Origin of the sequence: Hydrogenimonas sp. (assembly GCF_029932565.1) — a bacterium.
Taxonomy (GTDB): Bacteria; Campylobacterota; Campylobacteria; order Campylobacterales; family Hydrogenimonadaceae; genus Hydrogenimonas.
This window is the reverse complement of sequence record NZ_JAOZPV010000023.1, coordinates 1-22615: the sequence shown is the minus strand read 5'-3', so window position 1 is coordinate 22615 and position 22615 is coordinate 1. Positions and strand designations below refer to the sequence as shown.

The 22615-nt window shown below is 51.0% G+C and carries 22 protein-coding genes and 1 tRNA gene; 9 read left to right on the top strand and 14 right to left on the bottom strand.

The features are described 5' to 3' along the window. Both Q1K24_RS04525 and Q1K24_RS04520 read left to right on the top strand, forming a co-directional pair. A partial coding sequence (locus Q1K24_RS04525) for a chemotaxis protein CheW (RefSeq protein ID WP_300366613.1) occupies positions 1-1848 on the top strand: 1848 nt, incomplete at its 5' end. Further along, positions 1845-2342, top strand: a complete 498-nt coding sequence (locus Q1K24_RS04520; RefSeq protein WP_300366610.1) for a chemotaxis protein CheW — start codon at positions 1845-1847, stop codon at positions 2340-2342. The genes Q1K24_RS04525 and Q1K24_RS04520, both read left to right, overlap by 4 nt. 83 nt (positions 2343-2425) lie before the next feature. Here Q1K24_RS04520 and Q1K24_RS04515 read toward each other — a convergent pair whose 3' ends face one another. Beyond that, positions 2426-3343: a methylenetetrahydrofolate reductase gene (locus Q1K24_RS04515; RefSeq protein WP_300366607.1), complete on the bottom strand. Its 918-nt coding sequence runs from the start codon at positions 3341-3343 to the stop codon at positions 2426-2428. A 145-nt stretch (positions 3344-3488) separates the two neighbouring features. Between Q1K24_RS04515 and serB the strand changes: the two genes are divergently transcribed. From serB to Q1K24_RS04495, 4 genes are all read left to right on the top strand, one after another. Then, a complete protein-coding gene (serB, locus tag Q1K24_RS04510; protein WP_300366604.1) occupies positions 3489-4112 on the top strand; it encodes a phosphoserine phosphatase SerB in 624 nt (207 codons plus the stop codon). 103 nt (positions 4113-4215) lie between these two features. Further along, the gene (locus Q1K24_RS04505; RefSeq protein WP_300366602.1) at positions 4216-6006 is read left to right on the top strand and encodes an ABC transporter ATP-binding protein; all 1791 of its coding nucleotides are present in this window, start codon (positions 4216-4218) and stop codon (positions 6004-6006) included. Continuing rightward, positions 5993-6757, top strand: a complete 765-nt coding sequence (locus Q1K24_RS04500) for an undecaprenyl-diphosphate phosphatase (protein ID WP_300366599.1) — start codon at positions 5993-5995, stop codon at positions 6755-6757. The genes Q1K24_RS04505 and Q1K24_RS04500 overlap by 14 nt, the downstream gene beginning before the upstream one ends. Continuing rightward, on the top strand, positions 6754-7446 hold the full coding sequence (locus Q1K24_RS04495) for a tetratricopeptide repeat protein (RefSeq protein ID WP_300366596.1): 693 nt from the start codon (positions 6754-6756) through the stop codon (positions 7444-7446). Before Q1K24_RS04500 ends, Q1K24_RS04495 begins: the two co-directional genes overlap by 4 nt. Positions 7447-7551: 105 nt before the next feature. Here the strand turns inward: Q1K24_RS04495 and Q1K24_RS04490 are convergent, their stop codons facing one another. The 10 genes from Q1K24_RS04490 to Q1K24_RS04445 all read right to left on the bottom strand — a co-directional run bounded on the left by Q1K24_RS04490 (position 7552) and on the right by Q1K24_RS04445 (position 17346). Continuing rightward, the gene (locus Q1K24_RS04490) at positions 7552-7878 is read right to left on the bottom strand and encodes a hypothetical protein (RefSeq protein WP_300366593.1); all 327 of its coding nucleotides are present in this window, start codon (positions 7876-7878) and stop codon (positions 7552-7554) included. After that, entirely contained in the window at positions 7875-10526 is a 2652-nt protein-coding gene (locus tag Q1K24_RS04485; protein ID WP_300366590.1) for an MlaD family protein, read from the bottom strand. Before Q1K24_RS04485 ends, Q1K24_RS04490 begins: the two co-directional genes overlap by 4 nt. Further along, positions 10519-11169 (bottom strand): paraquat-inducible protein A, encoded by a 651-nt coding sequence (locus Q1K24_RS04480; RefSeq protein ID WP_300366587.1) that lies wholly within the window; start codon positions 11167-11169, stop codon positions 10519-10521. The genes Q1K24_RS04485 and Q1K24_RS04480 overlap by 8 nt, the downstream gene beginning before the upstream one ends. Beyond that, positions 11153-11755 (bottom strand): paraquat-inducible protein A, encoded by a 603-nt coding sequence (locus Q1K24_RS04475; protein ID WP_300366636.1) that lies wholly within the window; start codon positions 11753-11755, stop codon positions 11153-11155. The genes Q1K24_RS04480 and Q1K24_RS04475 overlap by 17 nt, the downstream gene beginning before the upstream one ends. Before the next feature lie 105 nt (positions 11756-11860). After that, a tRNA-Ser gene (locus Q1K24_RS04470) sits at positions 11861-11951 on the bottom strand. A gap of 57 nt (positions 11952-12008) precedes the next feature. Beyond that, positions 12009-12152 carry a hypothetical protein gene (locus Q1K24_RS04465; RefSeq protein WP_300366585.1) on the bottom strand — a complete coding sequence of 48 codons (144 nt, stop codon included), beginning with the start codon at positions 12150-12152 and terminating at the stop codon, positions 12009-12011. 513 nt (positions 12153-12665) lie between these two features. Continuing rightward, a complete protein-coding gene (gene pyrF, locus Q1K24_RS04460) occupies positions 12666-13349 on the bottom strand; it encodes an orotidine-5'-phosphate decarboxylase (RefSeq protein WP_300366582.1) in 684 nt (227 codons plus the stop codon). A 41-nt stretch (positions 13350-13390) separates the two neighbouring features. Then, entirely contained in the window at positions 13391-14071 is a 681-nt protein-coding gene (locus Q1K24_RS04455; protein WP_300366579.1) for a hypothetical protein, read from the bottom strand. 3 nt (positions 14072-14074) lie between these two features. After that, positions 14075-16036, bottom strand: a complete 1962-nt coding sequence (acs, locus tag Q1K24_RS04450; RefSeq protein ID WP_300366576.1) for an acetate--CoA ligase — start codon at positions 16034-16036, stop codon at positions 14075-14077. A 131-nt stretch (positions 16037-16167) separates the two neighbouring features. After that, positions 16168-17346, bottom strand: coding sequence for an NAD(P)/FAD-dependent oxidoreductase (locus Q1K24_RS04445; RefSeq protein WP_300366573.1), 1179 nt, complete (start codon positions 17344-17346; stop codon positions 16168-16170). Between the two features lie 224 nt (positions 17347-17570). Here Q1K24_RS04445 and Q1K24_RS04440 point away from each other — a divergent pair, with 224 nt between their 5' ends. From Q1K24_RS04440 to Q1K24_RS04430, 3 genes are read left to right on the top strand one after another with little or no spacing between them, the layout of a single operon-like run. Further along, positions 17571-17825, top strand: coding sequence for a helix-turn-helix transcriptional regulator (locus Q1K24_RS04440; protein WP_300366570.1), 255 nt, complete (start codon positions 17571-17573; stop codon positions 17823-17825). Further along, on the top strand, positions 17803-17946 hold the full coding sequence (locus Q1K24_RS04435; protein ID WP_300366568.1) for a hypothetical protein: 144 nt from the start codon (positions 17803-17805) through the stop codon (positions 17944-17946). Before Q1K24_RS04440 ends, Q1K24_RS04435 begins: the two co-directional genes overlap by 23 nt. 46 nt (positions 17947-17992) lie before the next feature. Next, on the top strand, positions 17993-18520 hold the full coding sequence (locus Q1K24_RS04430) for a peptidylprolyl isomerase (RefSeq protein WP_300366565.1): 528 nt from the start codon (positions 17993-17995) through the stop codon (positions 18518-18520). A gap of 3 nt (positions 18521-18523) precedes the next feature. Here the strand turns inward: Q1K24_RS04430 and Q1K24_RS04425 are convergent, their stop codons facing one another. From Q1K24_RS04425 to Q1K24_RS04415, 3 genes are read right to left on the bottom strand one after another with little or no spacing between them, the layout of a single operon-like run. Next, positions 18524-19840, bottom strand: coding sequence for a sensor domain-containing diguanylate cyclase (locus tag Q1K24_RS04425; RefSeq protein WP_300366562.1), 1317 nt, complete (start codon positions 19838-19840; stop codon positions 18524-18526). Further along, entirely contained in the window at positions 19837-20388 is a 552-nt protein-coding gene (locus Q1K24_RS04420) for a YfiR family protein (protein ID WP_300366559.1), read from the bottom strand. The genes Q1K24_RS04425 and Q1K24_RS04420 overlap by 4 nt, the downstream gene beginning before the upstream one ends. Next, a complete protein-coding gene (locus tag Q1K24_RS04415) occupies positions 20385-22421 on the bottom strand; it encodes a TonB-dependent receptor (protein ID WP_300366556.1) in 2037 nt (678 codons plus the stop codon). Before Q1K24_RS04415 ends, Q1K24_RS04420 begins: the two co-directional genes overlap by 4 nt. Between the last annotated feature and the right edge of the window lie 194 nt (positions 22422-22615).

The window sequence follows — 22615 nt, the reverse complement described above, 5'->3', positions numbered from 1 at the left end:
GTTTCCGAAATGAGTGAAGAGGAGGTGGAAGCGGAGATCGAACGCCTTCTCAAAGAGCGCCAGGAAGAGGATAGAAAGAGACGGGAAGCGAAGAAAAAGGCGCAACAGAAAGACGAAGCGGCTCCGAAAGAGGAGAGCGTTTCGAAACCGGCTGCGGCACCGAAACAGAAACCGGAAGCGAAACCGGCTCCGGCCAAAGAGCGCAAGGCGACGATGGAACAGACGATTCGCGTCGATGTCAAGCGATTGGACGATCTGATGAACCTGATCGGCGAACTCGTTCTCGGGAAAAACCGTCTGCTCAAGATCTACGACGATGTCGAGGAACGTTACGAAGGCGAGCAGTTCCTTGAAGAGTTGAATCAGGTCGTCTCCTCCGTTTCGCTCGTAACGACCGATCTGCAGATCGCCGTTATGAAGACGCGGATGCTTCCGATCGGCAAAGTCTTCAACAAATTTCCGCGCATGGTGCGCGATCTCTCCCGCGAACTTCACAAGGAGATCGAGCTGGTCATCAGCGGGGAGGAGACCGAGCTGGACAAGTCGATTGTCGAGGAGATCGGCGATCCGCTGGTTCACATCATCCGCAACTCCTGCGACCACGGTATCGAATCACCGGAAGAGCGTGTTGCCAAAGGGAAGCCGGCCAAAGGTACGGTACAGCTCAAAGCCTACAACGAAGGGAACCATATCATCATCGAAATCGTCGACGACGGCAAGGGGCTCGATCCCGATATGCTGAAGATGAAGGCGATGGAAAAAGGTCTCATCAGCGAGAAGGAGGCCGATCAGATGAGCGAGAAAGAGGCCTTTATGCTTATTTTCAAACCGGGCTTCTCGACGGCGGCGAAAGTGACCAATGTATCGGGTCGGGGTGTCGGTATGGATGTCGTCAAATCCAATATCGAAAAGCTCAACGGCATTATCGAAATCGATTCCGAGTCCGGGAAAGGGACGATACTCAAACTCAAGATACCGTTGACGCTCGCCATCATCCAATCGCTTCTGGTCAGCGTACAGGAAGAGTATTATGCGGTTCCGCTGGCGTCGGTTCTGGAAACCGTACGCATCACACCCGACGAGATTCAGAGTGTCGAAGGGCGAAGCGTTCTGCGGCTGCGTGACGAAGTGCTTCCGCTCGTTCATCTTGCCGATATTTTCGATGTCGAAAGAGTCTTCAGTATGGGCGAGCACGCCTATGTCGTCATCATCGGCCTCGCCGAGTCCAAACTGGGCCTCATCGTCGATTCGCTTGTCGGGCAGGAGGAGATCGTCATCAAGTCGCTGGGCGAATATCTCAAGGGGATCGAAGGAATCGCCGGTGCGACGATTCGCGGTGACGGCCGCGTCACGCTGATTGTCGATGTCGGGGCACTGATGGATATGGCGAAAAGTGTCAAAAGCAGCATGCAGAATCTCGAAAGCCAGGATGTGACGAAGGAGAAGAGTTCGCCGGAGGATTACAATATTCTGATTGTCGACGACAGCAAAACCGACCGTACCATCATGCGCAAAGCGCTCGAACCGCTTGGCATTTCGATCACGGAAGCGACGAACGGTATCGAAGCGCTCAACATCATGAAAGAGGGCAGCCGCTCCTTCGACGCGGCGCTCGTCGATATCGAGATGCCGCGCATGGACGGGTACACGCTGGCGAGCGAGATCCGAAAGTTCAATAAATTCAAGCACGTACCGCTGATTGCGGTTACAAGCCGTACGAGCCGCAGCGACAGGCTCCGAGGAGTCGAAGTCGGGATGACGGAATATATCACCAAGCCGTACACACCGGAGTATCTGATGAACGTCGTCGCCAGAAATATCAATTTAGATGCGGAGCATAGAGCATGAGCACACAACTCGAACAGGTTTTGAAAAAGCAGCAGCAACAGCAGAAGGCACCGGCCGAAAGCGAAATCGAAAATGTCGTGCAACTGGTCGGGTTCATGGTCGGTGACGAGGAGTTTGCCGTTCCGATTCTTGGCATTCAGGAGATCATCAAACCGATCGAATATACCCGCGTGCCCAAAACACCTTCGTATGTTCTGGGTGTATTCAACCTTCGCGGAAGCGTTCTGCCGCTTATCGATCTGCGGATGAAGTTCGGTCTCTCCCGCTCCAAAGAGAATGAAGATACCCGTTATATGGTTATCAAACACAATGACGAAATAGCCGGATTCGTTATCGATCGGCTGACGCAGGCGATGCGCATCAAAGAGAGTGCCATCGACCCGGCACCCGAAACGATTCACGACGAACAGAATATGATCTACGGAGTCGGCAAACAGGAGGATAAACTCGTTTCGATTCTGAATGTGGAAGCGCTGTTGAAGAGAGATTTTTAAGCGCGCCGTTAGCGCGGTCATTGGTCATTAGTTATTGGTTATTGGGAAGCCCGTACTCTGGTACGGGCTTTTTGAGAGGGGTTCTAGTTTGCGAGAAGCTTCTTGGCGAGGCTGAAGCGGTTGGCGGTCATGATGTGGATTTTCGGGTGGATCTCCATGATCGATTCGTAGAGTTCCTGGCTGAGGGCGAGTCCGACCTTCTCCTCCTCTTTCTCCCCTTTTTTATGTGCTTCGTAGAGGGCATTGACCCATTTTTTCGGCACATGGATACCCGGAACGTGCGATGAGAGAAACTGTGCCGTTTTCAGACGTGTCACGGGAAAGAGTCCCAGAATCAGCGTACTCTCTTTCGATCTGTTGTTGGCCTCTTTCGCCTCTTCGAAAAGCTCGAGCAGCATCAGTGCGTTTTCTCTGTCGAAGACCGGCTGGGTGATGATGCCGATCGCGCCGTGATCGAGTTTTTTGACAAATTTCCTGAGCAATGTTTTCGGATTTTTTGCAAAGGCGTTACTGACGGCGAACGGATAGATGGGATCCGGCTTGATGCCGAATTCCCGACCTGCGTAATCGATACCGGCATTGAAACACTTGATAATATCGAGCAACATCGTACTGTCGCTCTCGAACACCCCTTTGGCAGCCGGCTGGTCGCTGATTTTTGCGGGATCGCCGGTCAGTGCCAGAATGGCACGCACGTCGATGCCGTTGGCGCCCAGCAGGTCCGACTGCAGGGCGATCTTGTTGCGGTCGCGCATCGTCATCGTCGCAAGGACCGGCTTGTTGAAATGTTGCTGCAGTTGGTGCGCCGCGATGATACTGTTGAATTTCAGTTTCGCCAGCGGATTGTCGGTGGTACTGAAGCCATCCACCTTGTCGGCTATACCCAGCTTTTCGATCGTTTCGATCACGGGTGTGAAGCGCGCATCATGTTTCGGTGTCGTCTCGAGCGTGATATAGCTTTGTTTGGGATCATGAAGTTTTTTTATCAGTTGTTCAAACATTGTATTCCGTTATCTGTCTGTTATTTTGGTTAGTGTATTATAACACCTTCGGTAAGGTCATTGGTCACTGGTCACTGGTCATTAGCCATTGAAAATTCCCAATGACCAGTGATAAATGACCAATTACAGCGACGAAGGAGCCCATGTGAAACTGATAGTCTTCGATTTCGATTCGACCCTGATGGACGGGGAGACCATCGATTTTCTGGCCGAACCGCTTGGACTCATGGAGAAAGTGGCTGTTATCACGGAACGGGCAATGCGGGGGGAACTCGATTTTTTCGAAAGTCTTACGACACGCGTACAGCTGCTCGAGGGTCTCGAAGTCGAAAAGGTCGATGCCATCTGCCACAATCTTCCCTTCATGCCTGGAGCGGAAGAGACGATAAAAAAACTCAAAGAGAATGGCCACAAAGTGGTGGTCTTCAGCGGCGGCTTCCGTAACGCGACGAGTCATGCACGCGAAATACTCGGTTTCGATGCCGATTTCTCGAATATTCTTCATGCGCGTGACGGACGTTTGACGGGACTGGTCGGCGGTGATATGATGTTCGACTTTTCCAAAGGCGATATGCTGCAGCGTCTTCAATGTTTGCTCGGTTGCGGTATCGAGGATACCGTCGTAGTCGGAGACGGTGCCAACGACCGCAGTATGTTCGCGCATGCGGAGAAACGTATCGCCTTCTGTGCCAAAGAGATTTTGAAAAAAGAGGCCAATGTCGTTATCGAAACCAAAGATCTGACGCAGGTACTGGCGCATATCGGGTAGGATGACAAGAGGGTTGGAAGGCGTGTGGGGAAGAGCCATTCCCAACCTTTTCATCAGCCGTGTAGCGACGATCGCACCTTCGCGCCATTTTAAAAGGTAGATTTTGGGTCGACAAGAACTTTCACTCGCCACCATCTTTGACAGTGTCAAAAGCTATAAAAGAGCGCTGCTCGCCGGCAATGCCGTTGCCATTCTCGCAACGCTGGTCAGTGTACCGACACCGTTGCTGATTCCGGTACTGGTCGACGAGGTGCTGCTCCACAAATCGGGCACACTCACCCACTGGATCGATACCCATATCATGCCGATGCAGACGCTGGGTTACGTGATTACGATTCTGCTGGTGACGGTACTTCTGCGTTTCGCCTATACGGGATTGAGTATTCTGCAGACCAAAATTTTTATGCAGATTTCCAAAGATGTCACCTATAAAATCCGTGTCGATGCGCTGGAACATCTTGAGCGTATCTCGATGAAGGCGTATGAAACCTCCCGCTCCGGTTCCGTCGCCGCGAAACTTGTCACCGATGTGGAGACGATCGACACCTTTATCGCCTCGACGGTGAGCCGGCTCATCATATCGGTTCTCTCGCTTCTGGGTATTGCAGGCGTGCTGCTCTGGATCCACTGGGGGCTGGCGCTTTTCATCATCGTTCTCAATCCGCTGGTCATCACGTTTACGACGAAACTGGCACGCAGGGTGTCGAAGCTCAAAAAAGAGGAGAACCGTGCCATCGAGGTGTTCCAGTCGGCCCTTACGGAGACGCTCGATCTTTTCGGTCAGATCCGTGCCGCCAACCAGGAGAGACGGTTTTTCGGCGAACTGGAAGAGAAGGCGGGGGATGTGCGTGAGCGGAGCATCGCTTTCGGATGGAAAAGCGATGCCGCCAGCCGGATCTCCTATCTGACCTTTCTGGCCGGCTACGAAATATTCCGTGCCGCGAGTATCCTTGCCGTCGCTTTCAGCGATCTCTCCATCGGTATGATGCTGGCCGTGTTCGGCTATCTGTGGTACATGGTGACTCCGGTACAGGATATCCTGGGCATTCAGTATGCACTGCACAATGCACGGGCCGCAATCGGCCGTATTCGCGAGATTTTCTCGATGCCGACCGAACCCGATTATATGCATCGCCGGAATCCTTTTGGGGAAGAGCGGGTCGGTGTGGCGCTCAAAGGGGTCAATTTCAGCTATTCCGCCGATACACAGGTACTCTACGATATCCATTTCGAGGCCAGACCGGGTCGGCGTGTGGCATTGGTCGGGGCGAGCGGATCGGGAAAGACGACACTGGCGCAGCTGATTGTCGGGTTCTATCCGCCCGACAGTGGTGTTGTCGCATTTAACGGTGTCGATGTGCGGGAGATCGGACTGGATGTCGTGCGCAAACATGTCAACCTGGTACTCCAGAGCCCCAAACTGTTTCACGATACGGTCCGTTTCAACATTACGCTCGGAGGCAACGTCTCCGAAGAGGAGATCTGGCGGGCGCTCGAAATGGCACAGATGCGGGCGGTCATAGAGAGTTTCGACAAAGGGCTCGATACCATCGTTGGCCGTGAGGGAATCAAACTCTCCGGCGGACAGCGCCAGCGTATTGCCATTGCACGGATGATTGTCGCCGATCCGAAAATCGCCATTCTCGATGAATCGACGTCGGCACTGGATGTTCATACCGAAGCGCACCTCTACGATGCGCTCGAACCCTTTTTCGAGAGCCGTACGACGATCATGATCGCCCACCGGCTCAGCACGATACGCAAAGCCGACTACATCTACGTGCTGGAGAACGGGCACATCGTCGAAGAGGGGACACACGAAGAACTTTTGGAAAAAGAGGGAGTCTATATGGGCTATATCAAACAGTCGGGAGATTGCCATGGTCTGGTATGATGCGTTGATTCTGGGTGTCGTCGAAGGGGTGACCGAATTTCTGCCCGTATCCTCCACCGGTCACCTGATCCTCGCTTCGAAGCTGATGGGAATCGAGCAGACCGAGGTGCATAAGACGTTCGAAGTGGTCATCCAGCTGGGTTCCATTCTGGCGGTCATTTTCGCCTTCAAGGAGAAGATTTTTCACAGTGTCGAACTCTGGAAACGGCTGATCGTGGGATTTATCCCCACGGCGGTACTCGGGTTTACGCTATACAAGATCATCAAATCGCTCTTCGCACCCGAAACGGTGGCGTATATGCTGGTGTTCGGAGGCATTGTTTTTATTCTCGTCGAGCTGATCTACAGGGAGAAGGAGCATCACATCTCCCATGTGGAGGAGGTCAGTTACAAACAGGCGTTCGCCATCGGTCTTTTTCAGTCTCTGGCGATGGTTCCGGGAACATCCCGGTCGGGCGCGACGATCATCGGAGGGCTGCTGATCGGTCTCAAACGGAAAGCTGCCGCGGAATTCAGTTTTCTGCTGGCGGTTCCGACGATGCTGGCCGCGACAGCCTACGACATTCTGAAACATCACAACGAGTTCGACTTTTCCGATGCCCAGGCGCTGGGTGTGGGCTTTGTAACCGCTTTTGTCGTGGCACTGGCCATTATCAAATGGTTTCTCTCCTTCATCAAAAAACATACATTCATTTCATTCGGAATTTATCGTATAATCGTCGGATTGATATTTCTGGGGGTGGTATTGTGAGCAGATATTTCGACATGGCGGCGGACCTGTACCAAAAGGGTGACAAGATTTCGGCATTCAACGCCTTTTTGGAGCTGGCTATCGACGGAGATGCCGATGCCCAGGCGATGGTGGGGTTCATGCTGGAAAACGGCGAAGGGTGCGAGCAGAATATCGAGGAAGCCTTCGGCTGGTATCAAAAAGCGGCCGATCAGGGACAGCATGTGGCACTCTTCAATCTCGGGCAGATGTACAAAACCGGGAAAGGGTGTCCACAAAACGAGGCGGCGGCGTTCGGTGCATTTATGAAAGCGGCGCGTGCCGGCAATGTGCATGCGATGTTCGAAGTGGCACAGATGATGGAAGCCGGTGCCGGTACGCCGAAGAGTCCGGAACGTGCGGCCAACTGGTACGAAACGGCGGCACAGTATGGCCATGTCGAAGCGCAGAACTGTCTCGGTGCAATATACCAGGAGGGGCAGGGCGTCGAGCAAAACTACGAAAAAGCCAGAGAATGGTACGAAAAAGCGGCAGAGCAGGGACACCCACGGGCCATGTACAATCTCGGGATGCTTTACGACAAAGGGTGGGGCGTGGAGCGCGACAGTGAAAAGGCGCTGGAGTGGTGCCGGAAGGCGGCCCATGCAGGCCACGAGAAGGCACAAAGTATCATCCGCCGTCTTCAGGAAGAGGGAAAGATCGTATTCTAGATGACAGATTGAACGGGCAAAGCCCGCTCAATGGCAGGGAGCGACCGTCCCCTGTACCCCCTGCAGCTTCGAAAATATCTGTTTCCGAAATGAAACAGCAGCGGTTCAACTGCCGATGTTTTCAAGATAGTCGATGAGTGTCAGATACTCCCGTTCGATCGTTTGCATCGTCTCCGTCAGCTGTTTCTCCTCTATCTGGGGATTTTCACCCAGAAACTCCTTCCGCCACGCCAGGTCCTTGCGAAGTTCTTTTAGGGAGCTCGTCAGATACTCCATCATATCCGCGTAGGCTTTGTCGTTGATGGTTGCCGTGGCGTCGATGGCGTAAAAGAGCTGGGCGTACTTTTCGTACTCGCCGCTGTAACGGAAATCTTCCGCAATGTTGTGGACGATCTTTCTGATCTCTTCTTCTTCGATTTTGTGTTCCATCATAGTTTGGGTCTCCAGCCAATCCAGGCCTCCTCCGGTTTGTTGAAGAGCGGGAATGTATGGCCGTTTTCCACGACCGGTCCCGGCTCTTCCGGCACCGCCATGCCGATGCCTCCCGAGATCATTGTTTTGAGTGTCTCGGTACGGACTTTGACACCCATGAGGCTCACATCCATACCGAAGGCTCCCGCCATATAGAATTTGGCACGTTCGCGTACCAGATGGGCATAGCGGGGCTCGATGAAGACAGTGATGCGTACACGTGTGGCATCGTCACTGAGTACCCACGACTCCACCTGACCGATCGGTACCTGGCGATAGTAGACGGGTGATCCGACATCGAGACTGCTGCGGCGGTCGGCTTCGAGTACGACACGCAGTCCGGTTTTGCCATAGGTCGGCGGCGGGGGTGTTTCATCGAGCATAAAGGAAGCGGTACGGTCGTTCGCCAGACCCGGGGTTATGACGATGGCCGGACCGGTAATCGCGTTGCCGACATTTTTGATACCGTCGAGGTTCGCTTTGAACTCCTTGAGCCACAGTTTCGAGTCGCTGTGCAGCAGGTGGGCGTAAGGTTTTTCGATCAGTACGGTCGCCTTGATCATGTTGTTCATGAGCTTCATCTCTGCCACTTTGCCAACCGGGAACTCTTTGTAGAGGAGCCGGGTTCCTTTTTTGACACCATGGGTTTCTCTCATCCACAATTCGAATGAGGCATAGGTATCGTCTCTTTCCCGTATTTCGTCGTACAGTCTGAAACGGTGGCCATGCTGCACGTTTGCCGCTTTGGCATCGGGTGTTTCGAAGAGAAGGCCGCCGGCGATAATCGTTTCGATGGTCTCCATTTTCACCTTCATATCGGGGAAGTTCATTTCAAACTCTATTCCGCTGATATTTTTGAACCGTGTCGACGCATTGATGCGCTCTTTGAACTCTCTCTGAATGAAGATGAGTACATCAATCGTATCGCGTTCGGGAATATATTTGTAGGAGACAACTTCACCCGCCTTCAATTTCTTGTAGAGTACGGGCGAGCCTTTCGAAAGGGATCCGAGTTCGCACATCTCCACATGGTACTCGGCACCGCCCGATTTGAGGTATCGGGCCTCTTTGTAGGTCTTGTAATCTTTGTATATGAAAAAACTGTTTTTGGTCCGGGGAGCTTTTTTGTCGAGCGTCACCATGGCGACACCACCAACGACCAGCGTTTCGAGTGAGCCGCTCTTTATATGCACCTCTTTCAGGGAGATCTCCACTTCGACACCGCTTTTGACATAGAACATCGAGGAGTCGTTCAGGAAGTTGACATATTTTTCGAAAATCGTCGCTTCGATATCGAGGGTTTTTTTCCGGGGGACGAGATTGACCTTCGTGATCTGGCCGATGGGAATATCTTTGAAAAAGATCGCCGTCCCGCTCTTGAGAGATTCGGCGTGGATGGCGGCCAGGTGTATCTTTTTGCCTTTCAGCGGTATCGGATTTTCATGAAGTTCGAAGTTGTTTTTTCGGGGTGCATCCATGTCGAGGGTGTCGAACGCGATGTAGGGACCGCTGAGGATCGAGTCGAGCCCTTTGACCTCGCGGATGTTCAGTATCGGACGGACAATCCAGAACCACGATTTTTCATTGGCGAGATGGGTGAATTTCTTGGAGAGTTTGACTTTGAAAATCGTCTGGGATTTCTCCGTATCGTAACGGAGGCTGACGATTTTACCGACTTTGAACCCTTTGTACATGACCCCGGAGAAGTTGGGATCGACATTGTAGGCGTTGTCGGCGACGATGGTGATGATGTCATCTTCCAGATGGGTGTCGAGTTCGGAGTCGTAAAGTGTGTAACGCTCTTTCGGTTTTTCTGTAACATTCCCTTCCGGCGTCTGAAAAGCGATACCACCGGCCAGCAGCGTTGCCAGCGAGTCCATTTTCACTTTGACTCCCGCCAGATTGGCCTGTATTTCTACACCGCTGACTTTCCAGAATTTCGTACCGCCGTTGATGAGATTCTCGTACTCTTTGTCGATTAATATGGAGTAGAGGATCGTTTTGTTTTCGAGATGTTTGTCGATCACTTTGCCCACGATGAAACTTTTGTAGAGTACCGGGGCGCCCAGACTGACGGAGGCTTTGGTCGATTCGAGTGTCAGGTAAAGCCCCTTTTCATACCGTTTGGGCGGATAGTGGTCCAGGCCGGTGAATTCACGCTTCAACGGTTTTGCGATAATCTCCTTCTTCGACCGTCCGGCCGGGTAGAGGTCGATGTAGACGCCGCTGAGTATCGTATCGAGCCCGCTCACTTCGGTGATGGAAATTTTCGGCTCGACCTTGATGAATTTGGTGCCCTCACGGGTGACGTAGGGAGCGGCACGCGGGTCTACGGTTATCGTGGCACGTACCTTGTAAAGATCTTTGGGGTCCATGGATATGTCCGTGACGGTGCCGATTTTGATTCCCTGGTAAATCAGTGGGGTTTTGTCGACTTCCAGCCCCTTCCCGCTGTCGAATACGACGACGATATCGGTCCCCTTTTCCGCGTAATGCTTGTAGATGAGCCAGCCGGCCATCAACAGGGCGACGAGCGGAATGATCCAGACCAGCCAAAGGGTGCCTCGCCCCTTTTCGACGGCATGCTGTTCGGTGGTTGTGTCAGACATGGGTGTTTCCTTCGTTGGATTCGTTTTTGTGTTTGCGTTTTTTGAGTTCGGTATCGAAAAGAAGCCTCGGGTCGAAATGTTCCGTGGCGAACATCGTCATGACCACGGCCAGCATGAAGGCGATGGCCGCCGGCCCCGTCACGATCGTCGCGAGGTTTTTGAACTGTACCAGCCCCACCATCAGTGCCACGACGAAGATGTCGAGCATCGACCACTTTCCGATGAAGTGGATGATCCGATAGAGTTTCAGCCCGAATTTGGCCCGATGGGATCGATTGAGATGGATGTTGAGAAGCAGGTACAGCAGGACTGTCAGTTTGAAAAACGGTACGAAGATACTGGCCGCGAATATGACGATACCGATGCCCGCCTCTCCGTGTTCGAGAAAATAGATGACCCCGTCCATGATGGTGCCGGCATCCTCTCCCGCGATCGATTTGACGACCATCATCGGCAGAAGGTTGGCTGGAATGAGAAAAATGATGGCGGCGATGGCCAGGCTCCATGTGATGGCGATGGAGTGGGGAATGCGCTGATGCACTTCCGAGCCGCACCGGTCGCAGCGATGCACGCTCAGCGGATGGAGCTTGCGGCAGTGGAGGCAGAGCTGTTTCCCGGCCTCGATATCAGTTATCCACTGCATCGTCCAGCCATATGTCGTCCGGATTGAACCAGACAGTGGTAATGTAGAAAGTAATGAAAAAGAAGATAAACATATAAAACCCGAGGCCGATGTGCAGTGTTCCCATGCCATGGAGTTTGACCATCGAAACGATGATGGAGATGAGGTACACTTCCGCCATCCCCCAGTCGCTCATCTTTTCGTATAGACGGTAGTAGAGCGACACCTTTTCCGGACGGTAGCCATGTTTGAGCGGTACCAGAATGAACAGCAGCAGGATCAGCATGATGACCGGTATCAAGAGCCCCGTCATCATCGCGACGAAAGCGATGAAATAGAAGCCGTCTTTGTAGACCATCCAGAGCGCTTCAAAGAGTGTCGAACTGCTCTGCAGTCCCATGATATCGAGGTCCAGAATCGGCAGAAACGTGAGGGGGACGAAAAGGAGAAGGGCGGTGACAGCCATTGTGATAATATAGGAAAACGGCTGCCCTCTCCGATACAAAAGTGCATTACAGCGTGGACAGCGGTATTGTGAAAAATTGATCTTTTTTGGAATGTTTACAATAACACCACACTCTTTGCATGCGGTCTCTTTGACAATCATCTGCACGCTATATTTGATCCTGTTGTATCGAAATTATAATAGTCTATTTAAAATATTCTTTCATAATGGTTAACGAATAAGGAGAGTGAAAAATCGAGGTCATTGTGGCGGACAGGGAGGGATTCGAACCCTCGGTACCCGCAAAGGTACGCACCCTTAGCAGGGGTGTGGTTTCAGCCAGCTCACCCACCTGTCCTTGAAGAAGTGGATGCAATTATAGCGGCTGATTCTTAATATAATCCTTAAATTTTAATTATATAGCTTTGTAGCTTTTGGATGCGAGAATGTTGTCGAGAAGTCTCTGCAGGGTATCGGCTATTGCGGTGTTCTCTTTTTTCGCCTCTTCAATCCGCTCTTTGAGTTTGACGATCAGTTCGACTTTGTCCAGAATTTTCATAAGGGCTCCTTCTTGGGAAGATATTCTGTGACAAACTTTAAGCAACGACTGTTCCATTACAACGTTTCAGGCTCTTCAACGAGTTTGGATACAATGGCGAATCTATTTATTAACTGACGTTACGCAGTATACACCATTATCCGCGGCATCAGCGTCGTGCGAATGCAAGGCGCAATGGTGAGGCGTAGCCGAAGCTACGCCGATGCCGTCGCAACACGGCAATCGTGCGGTGATGGTGCCGCCCATTCGGGGTCAAACGATAACGCACACGTTGACGTTGTTGAAAAGAACCGAACGTAGCTGTGGCTACGCCCGAACCTTTTCTCCTCGTACCGTATGCGTTCTCGTTTGACGGATAATGGTGTATACTGCGTAACATCAGTTATTCAGGAAGGTACTATGTTTCAGAAATATGCTCCGCTTGTTTTCGTCATTCTCTTCGCACTCTTCGTAGGCTGGATGATCTGGGGAATGGAGACCGCAGTTCCGGAGGGGAACTGGTAAAGGTTCGTATCAGAGTGATCGTATGATTTTTTCGACGATCTGCGCCGGTTCGTCAGCTTTGTAGACAGGTCGGCCAACGACGATGATGTCGACCTGTTCCCGTTTCGCCATCTCGATGTCCGCGACACGCTTCTGATCGTCGCTCGCTTCTCCGAAGGGACGGATACCCGGTGTCAGAGTCAAAAACGATTGATCGGTTTCATGTTTGATCATACGGCTCTCATACACACTGCAGACCACCCCGTCGAGTCCCGCCTGATAACTCTGAAGGGCGAACTGTTTCGCTTTCTCTTCGATGTCGGCACCGTAAATCTCTTTGAAACTGTGGTAGTCGAACGAGGTCAGTGCCGTCACACTCAGAACGAGTGGTCTCTTTTTCATGCTTTCCAGACGCTGCATAACGGTCTGCATCGCTTTTTTACCGGCACTGGCGTGAATGTTGAACATCTCGACATCGAGATTTGCGATCTCTTCGGCCGCATCCGCCATCGTATTGGGAATATCGTAAAGTTTGAGGTCGAGAAACAGCTTGAAAGAAGGATTGATCGCTTTGAGATCTTCCAAAAAAGTCCGTCCATCGCGTATGAATGATCTGAATCCGACCTTCAGCCAGATATCGAACCGCTTCAGTTGTTTGGCAAGCGCGAGATTCTCCTCTTTTGTCGGCAGATCGAGCGCCACACACAATTGCATCGATGTATCCTTTTTTTGAAAATTATACACTAGATTCTGTATCAATCGATAGGCTGCAGCGTGTACCGGAGTTTATGCGCATCCTCACCAATGGGTATCGTGAGCATGAAGTTCGTCTGCTGGGTGAAATTCTCTTTCGGCAGAAGAATAACGAGAAATCCGACGGTCGTACTTTTGGGTGGAAGTGTCGTGTTATGGGGCAGTTTGACGTAACAGAGATCCTTCTGTATGCCGGTGTAGACACTGTCGAGGGATTGTTCCGTCGGCAACAGCTTCTTGGTGCCGGTTTCATCGCTGACGACGCCATATTTCAGAAGGTCCTCTTTGAAAACTTTGGATCCGAGTATCGGTTTGCTGTGCCCCGGCTGCTGGAAATAGTCGCATATCTCATCGATCGGAAGCAGTTTGATGATGTTTTTTGGATGAAAAAAGGATATCTCCTCCCACTTCAATGGCATCGTGTGGTCGGTCCGGTTCTCTATGGCGAGTGCGATCAGAGCCTCTCTCTCCGCACGGATCGGATTGTTGACGACCATGGCTGATACAACGGATCGTGGGGCTTTTGACGTAAAGACCTGGATGCCCTGCACATACTGTGTCGATTGTCCTCTTTCCGGTTTGGGGACGAGAACGGAAAAGTAGATCTTTTCTTGGGGCTGCTTCTCTTGCGAGCAACTGGTCATGAAAAGTGTGACTGCAAAGAGAAGTAGCCAGAATCTCATTCTCTATCCTATAACACAGGTTTGAATTTTCGCCACGATACTCGGGTCTTCGAGTGTCGAGATATCCTGCTTGATCTCTTCGCCTTTGGCGATGGCACGGAGAATGCGGCGCATCACCTTGCCCGATCGCGTTTTGGGCAGACCCGGGACGACTTTGATCGTATCGGCCTTGGCGATGTTGCCGATCTCTTTGGCAATGACCTGATTGATCTCTTTGGCCAGCTCCGCCCCCTCACCGAAGGTGTCCTCGACATCTTTGAGCACGATGTAGGCGAAAATGCTTTCCCCTTTGATCTCGTCTGGTTTGCCGACCACGGCGACTTCTGCGACATGGGGATGTTTCTTGATGGCCGCTTCGATCTCTGCCGTTCCCATGCGATGGCCCGATACATTGATGACATCGTCCACTCGGCCCGTAATCGTGATGTATCCCTCTTCGTCGATTGTCGCGCCGTCTCCGGAGAAATAGACCGGTTTGCCATCTTTTTTGGCATCACCGAAGTAGGATTTTTCAAAACGTTCCGGATCGCCCCAGATCGTACGTATCATACTCGGCCACGGTCTGGTAATGCAAAGAAGTCCCTGTTCGTCCGGTTCGACCGGTGTGCCGTCACGCTCGATCACTTCGGCCATGATACCGGGAAGCGGAAATGTCGCACAGGCCGGTTTGATCGGTGTTGCACCGGGAAGTGGGCTGATCATGTGACCGCCGGTTTCCGTCTGCCACCATGTGTCGACAATGGCGCAGCGACCGCCGCCGATCTTTTCGTAGTACCACTTCCATGCCGGCGGATCGATGGGCTCGCCGACGGTTCCGAGAACTTTGAGTGAGCTCAGGTTGTACTTTTCCGGTTCGTGTTCGCCGAGTTTGTGCAACACCCGAATCGCTGTCGGTGCGGTATAGAACTGATTGATCTTGTACTCTTCGACCATCTTCCATGCGCGTCCCGCATCCGGATAAGTCGGTACCCCCTCGAACATCACGGTCGTCGCACCCATCGCCAGGGGACCATAGACGATATAGGTGTGTCCGGTGATCCAGCCGATGTCGGCCGTACACCAGTAGGTATCGTTCTCTTTGACATCGAACACCCATTCCATCGTCATCTGTGCCCAGAGAATGTAACCGGCCTGAGCATGCTGTACACCTTTCGGTTTGCCGGTCGATCCGGATGTGTAGAGGAGGAAAAGAGGGTCTTCGCTCTCCATCACTTCCGGTTCGCAGCGGTCGCTTTCGAGATTGACGAGTTCGTTGTAGCTGTAGTCGCGCCCTTCGATCCAGACGACATCCTCGTGGTTTCGCTGAACGACCAGAACCTTTTCGACACAGTCACATCCCTCTTCGAGTGCCGTATCGACGACAGGCTTGAGCATATAGGGTTTGTCTTTCCGGAACGCGCCGTCGGCGGTGATCACCACTTTCGCTTCGGCATCGATGATACGGTCGCGGAGCGCCTCGGCGCTGAAACCGCCGAAAACGACCGAGTGGATGGCGCCGATGCGCGCACACGCCAACATCGCGTAAGCTGCCTCGGGAATCATCGGCATGTAGAGAACGACACGGTCCCCTTTTTGTACGCCGAATCGGTTTCTGAGCAGATTGGCGAAGCGATTGACGTTTTTGTAGAGCTCCAGGTAGGTGATGATCTGTTTGTCGCCGCGGTCTCCTTCGAAGATGATGGCAGCTTTGTTTTTGCGTACGTCGATATGACGGTCGACACACTGATAACAGACGTTCAGTTTTCCGCCGATGAACCATTTGTAGAAAGGTGCCTTGCTCTCATCGAGAATAGTGTGGTAGGGTTCGAACCAGTCGATCTTCTCTTTGGCCCAGTGGTCCCAGTACCCTTCATAGTCCTCTTTCGCCCAATCCATCAGCTCGTTATATTCGCACATGTTCTTGATGCGTGCCTGTTTGGCGAACTCTCTTTTGGGATAATATATCTCATTACCGGTATGACTCATTCGCTCTTCTCCTCCATCAAATTTCAGTAATTGTGCCTTTTTTTGATCATACACTAGCGTATAGATGACAATTAGTTGATTATATAAAGTAATGCCTAAAAATTTCTTTGCCCTCCCACAGCGTACTCGTTTTATCGTCTGATTTTATAACCGGCGTTTACCCTCAGACGGATGCCAAGGTAGTAGATCAGTGTAATGATGCGTTTAAGATAGTAGACTCCCATGCCTTTGAAGCGGAGACCAAACAGTTCGGCGATACCGTATCGGCCACCCAATGCAATGAAAAGGCCATCTATTTTGGCAGAGAAGGGTGATATCTTCTTTCCACGAAGCCGGGAATCGATGGTTTTTGCGACATATTCTGCACTTTTTTCCGCAATCTGCGCAGTCGGAGGAAGAGGTTTGCCGTACGTGTCGATAATGTTGGCCACATCACCGATGGCGAAAATGTGATCATATCCTTCGATCGTGAGAAAAGGGGTTACATTGAGCTGGCCGATACTGTTTTTTCCAAAATTCTCTGGGGTAAATTCGCTGACACCTCTGATGCCTCCCGTGAACACGATAAACGTATAGGGCAATTTCTCTCCTCCTTTCAAATGGAGAAAGGATGCATCCACCCGATCGATGAAAGCGGATGTTTTGAGTGTGACATCGAGATTTTCGAGTCTTTTTTCAGCGCTGGCGATCAGAAAGGGGTGAAGACCGGGCAGAATCGTTTCACAGGCATCGATCAGGGTGATTGCGATCTTCTCGATTCGCCTGCCGATCATCTTTTTGTATCGCTGAAGCATGTAAGCCATTTCGGCCGCCACTTCAACGCCCGAAAGACCGGCTCCCGCCACGATAATATTGATCACGTCGTCATCACCTTCGAGTTTCTGTTCGATCAGTCGTTGAAACCGATGGTGGAAATTGAAAGCACGTTTCAATTGTTTGACACCATAACTATGTTCCCGAAGCCCCTCTATGGAATCGGGAAAGTTGGTTCTGGCACCCGTGGCGATGATCAGGGTGTCGAAAGGGATGGATGTTTCCCCGGTATCGACAAGTGAATTTTCGGGATCGATACGTGTGACTTTCTGGGAGATAAAGCGCACCGGTGTTGAAAACCCTTCACACCAGCTTTCCAGATCGATTGCAAGTTCGTCAATATCTTTCGTACCCGCAATGAATCCATATACTTCGGTCTGCATATAGTGAAATGCGTTCCGATCGATCAGAGTGATCTCCACATTCGGAATAGGGACAAGTTTTTCAATGGCCCGAAGACCACCGTACCCGCCACCGATGACGACAATTTTATGCATCCGTATTCCTTGTATTGATCTGTCGATGAAAAATTATATCAGATCGATGAAAAATAGAGCTGTTTTTAAATAATACACAGAAAAATGTATATAAATAGGTAAATTATGTAAAAAAAGAGAATAAACATTTATATTATAGTGATAAAAATGATTAAAAAAGGAATAAATATTAAAAATTAACGAAGTTTAATGTGCAATACAGCTTTCGCAAGTATAATTTTTGGATGAAAGTTAGTGACATTTTCAACATTGTCCACAACGCCCTGGAGGCCAAGAACAACGGCCGGAAAATATCGCAGAAAGCGATGGCCGAAGAGCTGGGTGTTTCGATGCGGACATACCAGGATTGGCGTACGGGCAAAGCGCAGCCGATAGCGGCACGGGCGCTGATGCATATGCTGGGTGAACTGGACGATGACGAAATTGTGCGTGTAGTAAAAAAGATAAAGGCTTTGGATGAGCAATCTGACGCAAAGTGAACGTGAAGGTCTCAATGAACTCTTCTGCCAGATGAAACTGGCCAATCTCCCTCTCTACAAACGTCTGTTGCTCAGACTGAACCATCTGCTTCTTTTGGTGAAAACCCATTTGTCTCATTGAATAGCGTGGTATAATCCGCCAACGAAAACAACCAGGAGAGACTATTATGTTCGGCAAAAAATTGAAGACGTACGAGTATGACGATGCGACACTGAACCAGTTTCAGTATGCAAAAATCAAGACGAACAAAGGCGATATATGGCTGAAACTATATGTCGATGAGGTACCCAATACCGTTGCCAATTTCGCAACACTGGCGAAAGATGGCTTTTACGACAATCTGAAATTCCACCGTGTCATCAAAGGCTTCATGGCACAGGGCGGCTGCCCCCACAGTGGTCCCGGCGGCAATCCGTCACGTGTCGGAACGGGAGGACCTGACTGGGCGATCGCCTGTGAAACCGAAAAGAATACCCATCGGCATGTCAAAGGAACGATTTCGATGGCACACGCCGGCAAAGATACGGGCGGCAGTCAGTTTTTCATCTGTTTTGCACCATGTCCGCATCTCGATGGTGTGCATACGGTTTTCGGCGGGATCGAAGAGAATGATGCGGACAGTATGCTTGTGCTCGACAGCATCGATCAGAACGATACGATCGAGACGATCGAAATCCATACATCCCGCGAATAGTTTCTATAAGGGGTGTACCTCGATCCGGTTGCGCCCCTTCTTTTTCGCTTCGTAAAGAGCCAGATCGGCCGCTCTGAGCAGGTCCATCCTTTTTTCATCTTCATCCGGAATCATACACGCCACGCCGATACTCAATGTAAATGTGATCTCCGTATCGGGGTTGCTGTTTCGTTTTTCCAGCGTTTCCTGAATTTCGTGTGCGATCTTCAACGCACCTTCGAGGGGTGTGTCCGGAAGAATGTAGATAAACTCTTCTCCTCCGTAACGTGCAACCATATCCATCGGTCGTTTGATACAGCCGGTTAGAATATCTGCCAGCTCTTTCAGGCATCTGTCTCCGGCCTGGTGGCCGTAGGTGTCGTTGATCCGCTTGAAATAGTCGATGTCACAAATGAGCAGAGATATCGGCATTCCCTCGCGACGGGACATCTTCCAGTAGTTTTTAAGCGTCTGTTCGAACATACGTCGATTGTAGAGATCGGTCAGTGCATCTTTGGTCGAAAGTTTTTCGAGCATCTTGTTGGCATATTTGAGCGCCTCTTCGGTACGGGTTCTTTCGATAATTTCCTGACGGAGGAGCCGGTTGGTCTGTTCGAGTGTTTCGGTCCGCTCCTTGACCTTTGTTTCGAGTTTCAGATTGAGTTCGAAAAGTTTGGTCGTATAGTTTTCGATCTTTTCGAACATATCGACCATGGCATTTTGAATGACAGCGATTTCATCCCTGTTTTCGACTTTCTCTTTCGGAAAATTCTGTTTTTTCGGATCGTATGCTTTCAATTCGTCGACGAGTCGTTTGAGTGGTGAAAGATAGGATCGTAGCCAGAAAAGAAGCAGGGCCAGAAGTATCATGGCGATGGCCATCAGAAAAATGGTAAAGCGTCCATAGTAATCCAGAAGCTCTTCATACTTTTCGTTGGAGTAAAGCATATCGATACGGCCAATCGCGTTGCCGCTCATTTTGTCGTGCAATATTGTACTCTGGAACAGCGGTTCCAGTTTTCTGGCATGGATTCGGGGTGATGTGTAACCGAAATATTTTTTCCCGGCCATATCGTGCACTTCGAGTTTGAGAATCATCGGATTTTGCTGGACGATTTTCATCAGATAATCGTGCATCGGATCGATCATGTCGAGATAGAGGTTGATCGAGACGATTGGGGCGATGGAATCGAGAGTCAGTCTGCTTTTTTGGATTTCACTCTTTTTCGTGAATTGTCGGACCGACATATAGTGGGAGTAGTTGACAATCCCCAGCAGCAGAACGAAAACGAGCGTCACGACAGTAATGATGCGGGTGCTGATCGACATGTAACGGGTCATGACGCATCCTCGTCATAGAGCTTTGCAATCTGCAGAAGAAACGGATCGAGTTGCAGTTTGCCCTTCTTGACCGCTTCGATATTGATAACCGGATAGACCTTCTTGCCCGGATAGATCGAAATGGCAGCCCCGTATCGCAGCATTGTACGGTCGTAGGCGAACGTAAGAAGGTGGTTTTTTATTGCGTAGTCGATGGCCCGTCTGAGCCTTTTGAGATCGGTTTTAAGCAGAAGAAACGCGGAGACGTCCCGCTTGCATAGACTGGTTCGTTCATATCGGAGAATCTCGATGCGAATACGGTTTTTTCTGTCGGCAGCCATGTTTTTTTCGATCATATTCGCCAACTGTTTCGCGACACGCCTGTCCCCTTTCTCATACAGAATGCATAGCCGTTTCGGATTCTGGCCGTTTTGGTGTGTCGTATGATCGAGGACCATCACTTTCGGCACGATTTTGGCATAGATCAGAAGAAGTGAATCGTTATAGATATAGGCGTGTGTCTGGATTGCCAACAGGAGTGTTGTCCAGACAAATACCCGATAGATCATAGGGGATACTCGATCGTAACGAAAAAGGTTCTGCCGGGTCTGACGATTCCGTCGTGCCGGTCATAATAGCTGCTGTCGCGTACATCTTCGTCGAAAAGATTTTTGACCGTGGCAAAAAACTTCCAACCTTCCGTCGACGCGTAGCTGGCCGTCCCGTCGACGGTGGTGTACGCGTCGACATCCTCTTTGCCATAATCGAGATAGGCTTTGCGCGGCCCCATATACTGGATACGGGTCGATAGTATCGTCGAAGCGTCGACATTGAAAAGATAGACCAGATAACCGTTCCAATGTGCCACCCCCGGCATCGGCTGGTGATATCCGTCTTCCGTCGTATATTCCGTATCGTTGTAGGCACATGCCATTGTGAGGGAATGGAGGGGAGAGGGTCTGAAACGGTAGCTGAGCTCGAATCCTTTGCTGTCGCGGTTTTTGTAGTTTTCGTATTCGGGTTCGTCGATGGCGGGTGTCGAGGGAATCTCTCTGTTGTCGATCAGATTATCCACGTTGGTATAGTAGAGATTCAATTTGACGAGATGTTGCATCGAGGGTGTGTAGATAAACGATCCTTCGATCGTATCGGCCTCTTCGGCCTTTAGGTCCGGGTTGCCTGTCCGGAGTCCTTCCAGGTGGATGGTGTAGAGTTCCACCCACGAGGGAGCACGGTAGGCATGACCATATCCAAGCTTGACCTTCAGGTTGTCGAAGAGTCGGTAGAGCAGTGTGGCATCGAGACTGAAATAGCCTTTGTGAAGATCGCTCAGATAGTCGTAGCGAAGCGCAAAATGTCCATCGAGCCGTTCTCCCCAGGAGACATTGTCCGTGATGTAGAACGAGGAGAGATAGCGCTTGAGTCCTTTTTTCGTCAGAGTGGTATCGATGGCGGAGCCATCCGGAAGCGAAACGTCCAGAGTATTGCTGTATTGGCGTGATGCCGTTCCGTGCCAGCCATAAACGATCGCGTGGTTTTCGATCCGTTGCGTCGCGATGGATGCATCGAGTTGCCAGCCCGCTTCACTCTGAACCATCTCCATCGTGTAGGGAAGATAGAGACCGGGTGCGACCCGGACCCAATTCTGGGCATCTGCATCATATTTGAAATGGCTGTAATCGAGCTGTATTCTGAGCGATTCCATCGCGTTCAGGCTCGTTTCGTAAAGGCCCTGCAGATAGATGTGGCGTCCTGTCATACCGGGATCGGTCGTGGCTTCGAGGTACTCTTCCCAGCCGAAATAGTTGCCGTGGTGATCGCGTTTGATCCGACCCGAAAATCTGAAATTGCCATATTGAAGAGCCGCTCCCAGCGACATATCTTTCAGCCATTCACTCGACTCCGGATCACGTGTGAGGGTGTTGCCGTGTTCGTATTCGTCCGCATCGAGCATGCGACTGTGCTTCCGGTAGTAGCCGTCGAGACCCAGAGTCGCCTGCTCTCCCACGCTGTAGCTTTCCCGCACACCACCCATTACTTCGTCGTAGCTTCCGCCGCGAAAAAAGAGAGCACCTCCGCTCTTTCCTGTGGAAATTTTCGTTTTGACTTTGATGATGCCGGTCAACGCTCCGGATGTTTCCAGTGCCGCCGCCGGCCCCAGTACGACCTCGATTCTGTCAATCAGTTCGATGGGAAGGTTGAGGTAGTAGGAGGTGTTTTGAAAATCGACCGTATTGATCTGGTGGTTGTCGATGATCAGTTTGAATTTGTCGAAAACGAAACTGTTGGGATTGTCATATCCGCGCATCACCACTTTTTTGATGCCGTTCTGCATGACGGATGTCTGAATGCCCGGAACAAGTGCCAGCGCATCGAACAGATCTTTGACTCCGGCCGCCTGCAGTTCACTGCTTCGCAAAACGTTCGTGAATGTCGGCCGTTCGTCGATATTGAGCCGCTGTTTCGTGGCGATCGAGCTCGCTTCCTGGAGAACATCGAGAAGATCGCTATCCAATGAGGCAGGCGTTGAACTCTCTTGCGCATATGCATGGCCCGACAATATTATGGCGATGCAGAAGAGCCAAAGAATTCTACGAGGCATACGATTCCTTTGAAATCAACGAAAAATATACTCTATGAATAGTGAAAATATCGGCAAAAAGGCTTTTCTCGTTAATGCAAAGGGTCAAAAATGTCGTGTGCCGTTTCCAATATGATAAAATAGTGTAACTAAGAACCCGTCTCAAAAATCCCCATGGGCGGAAATGGCACCCAAAAGGTGCGATGACAAGGCGA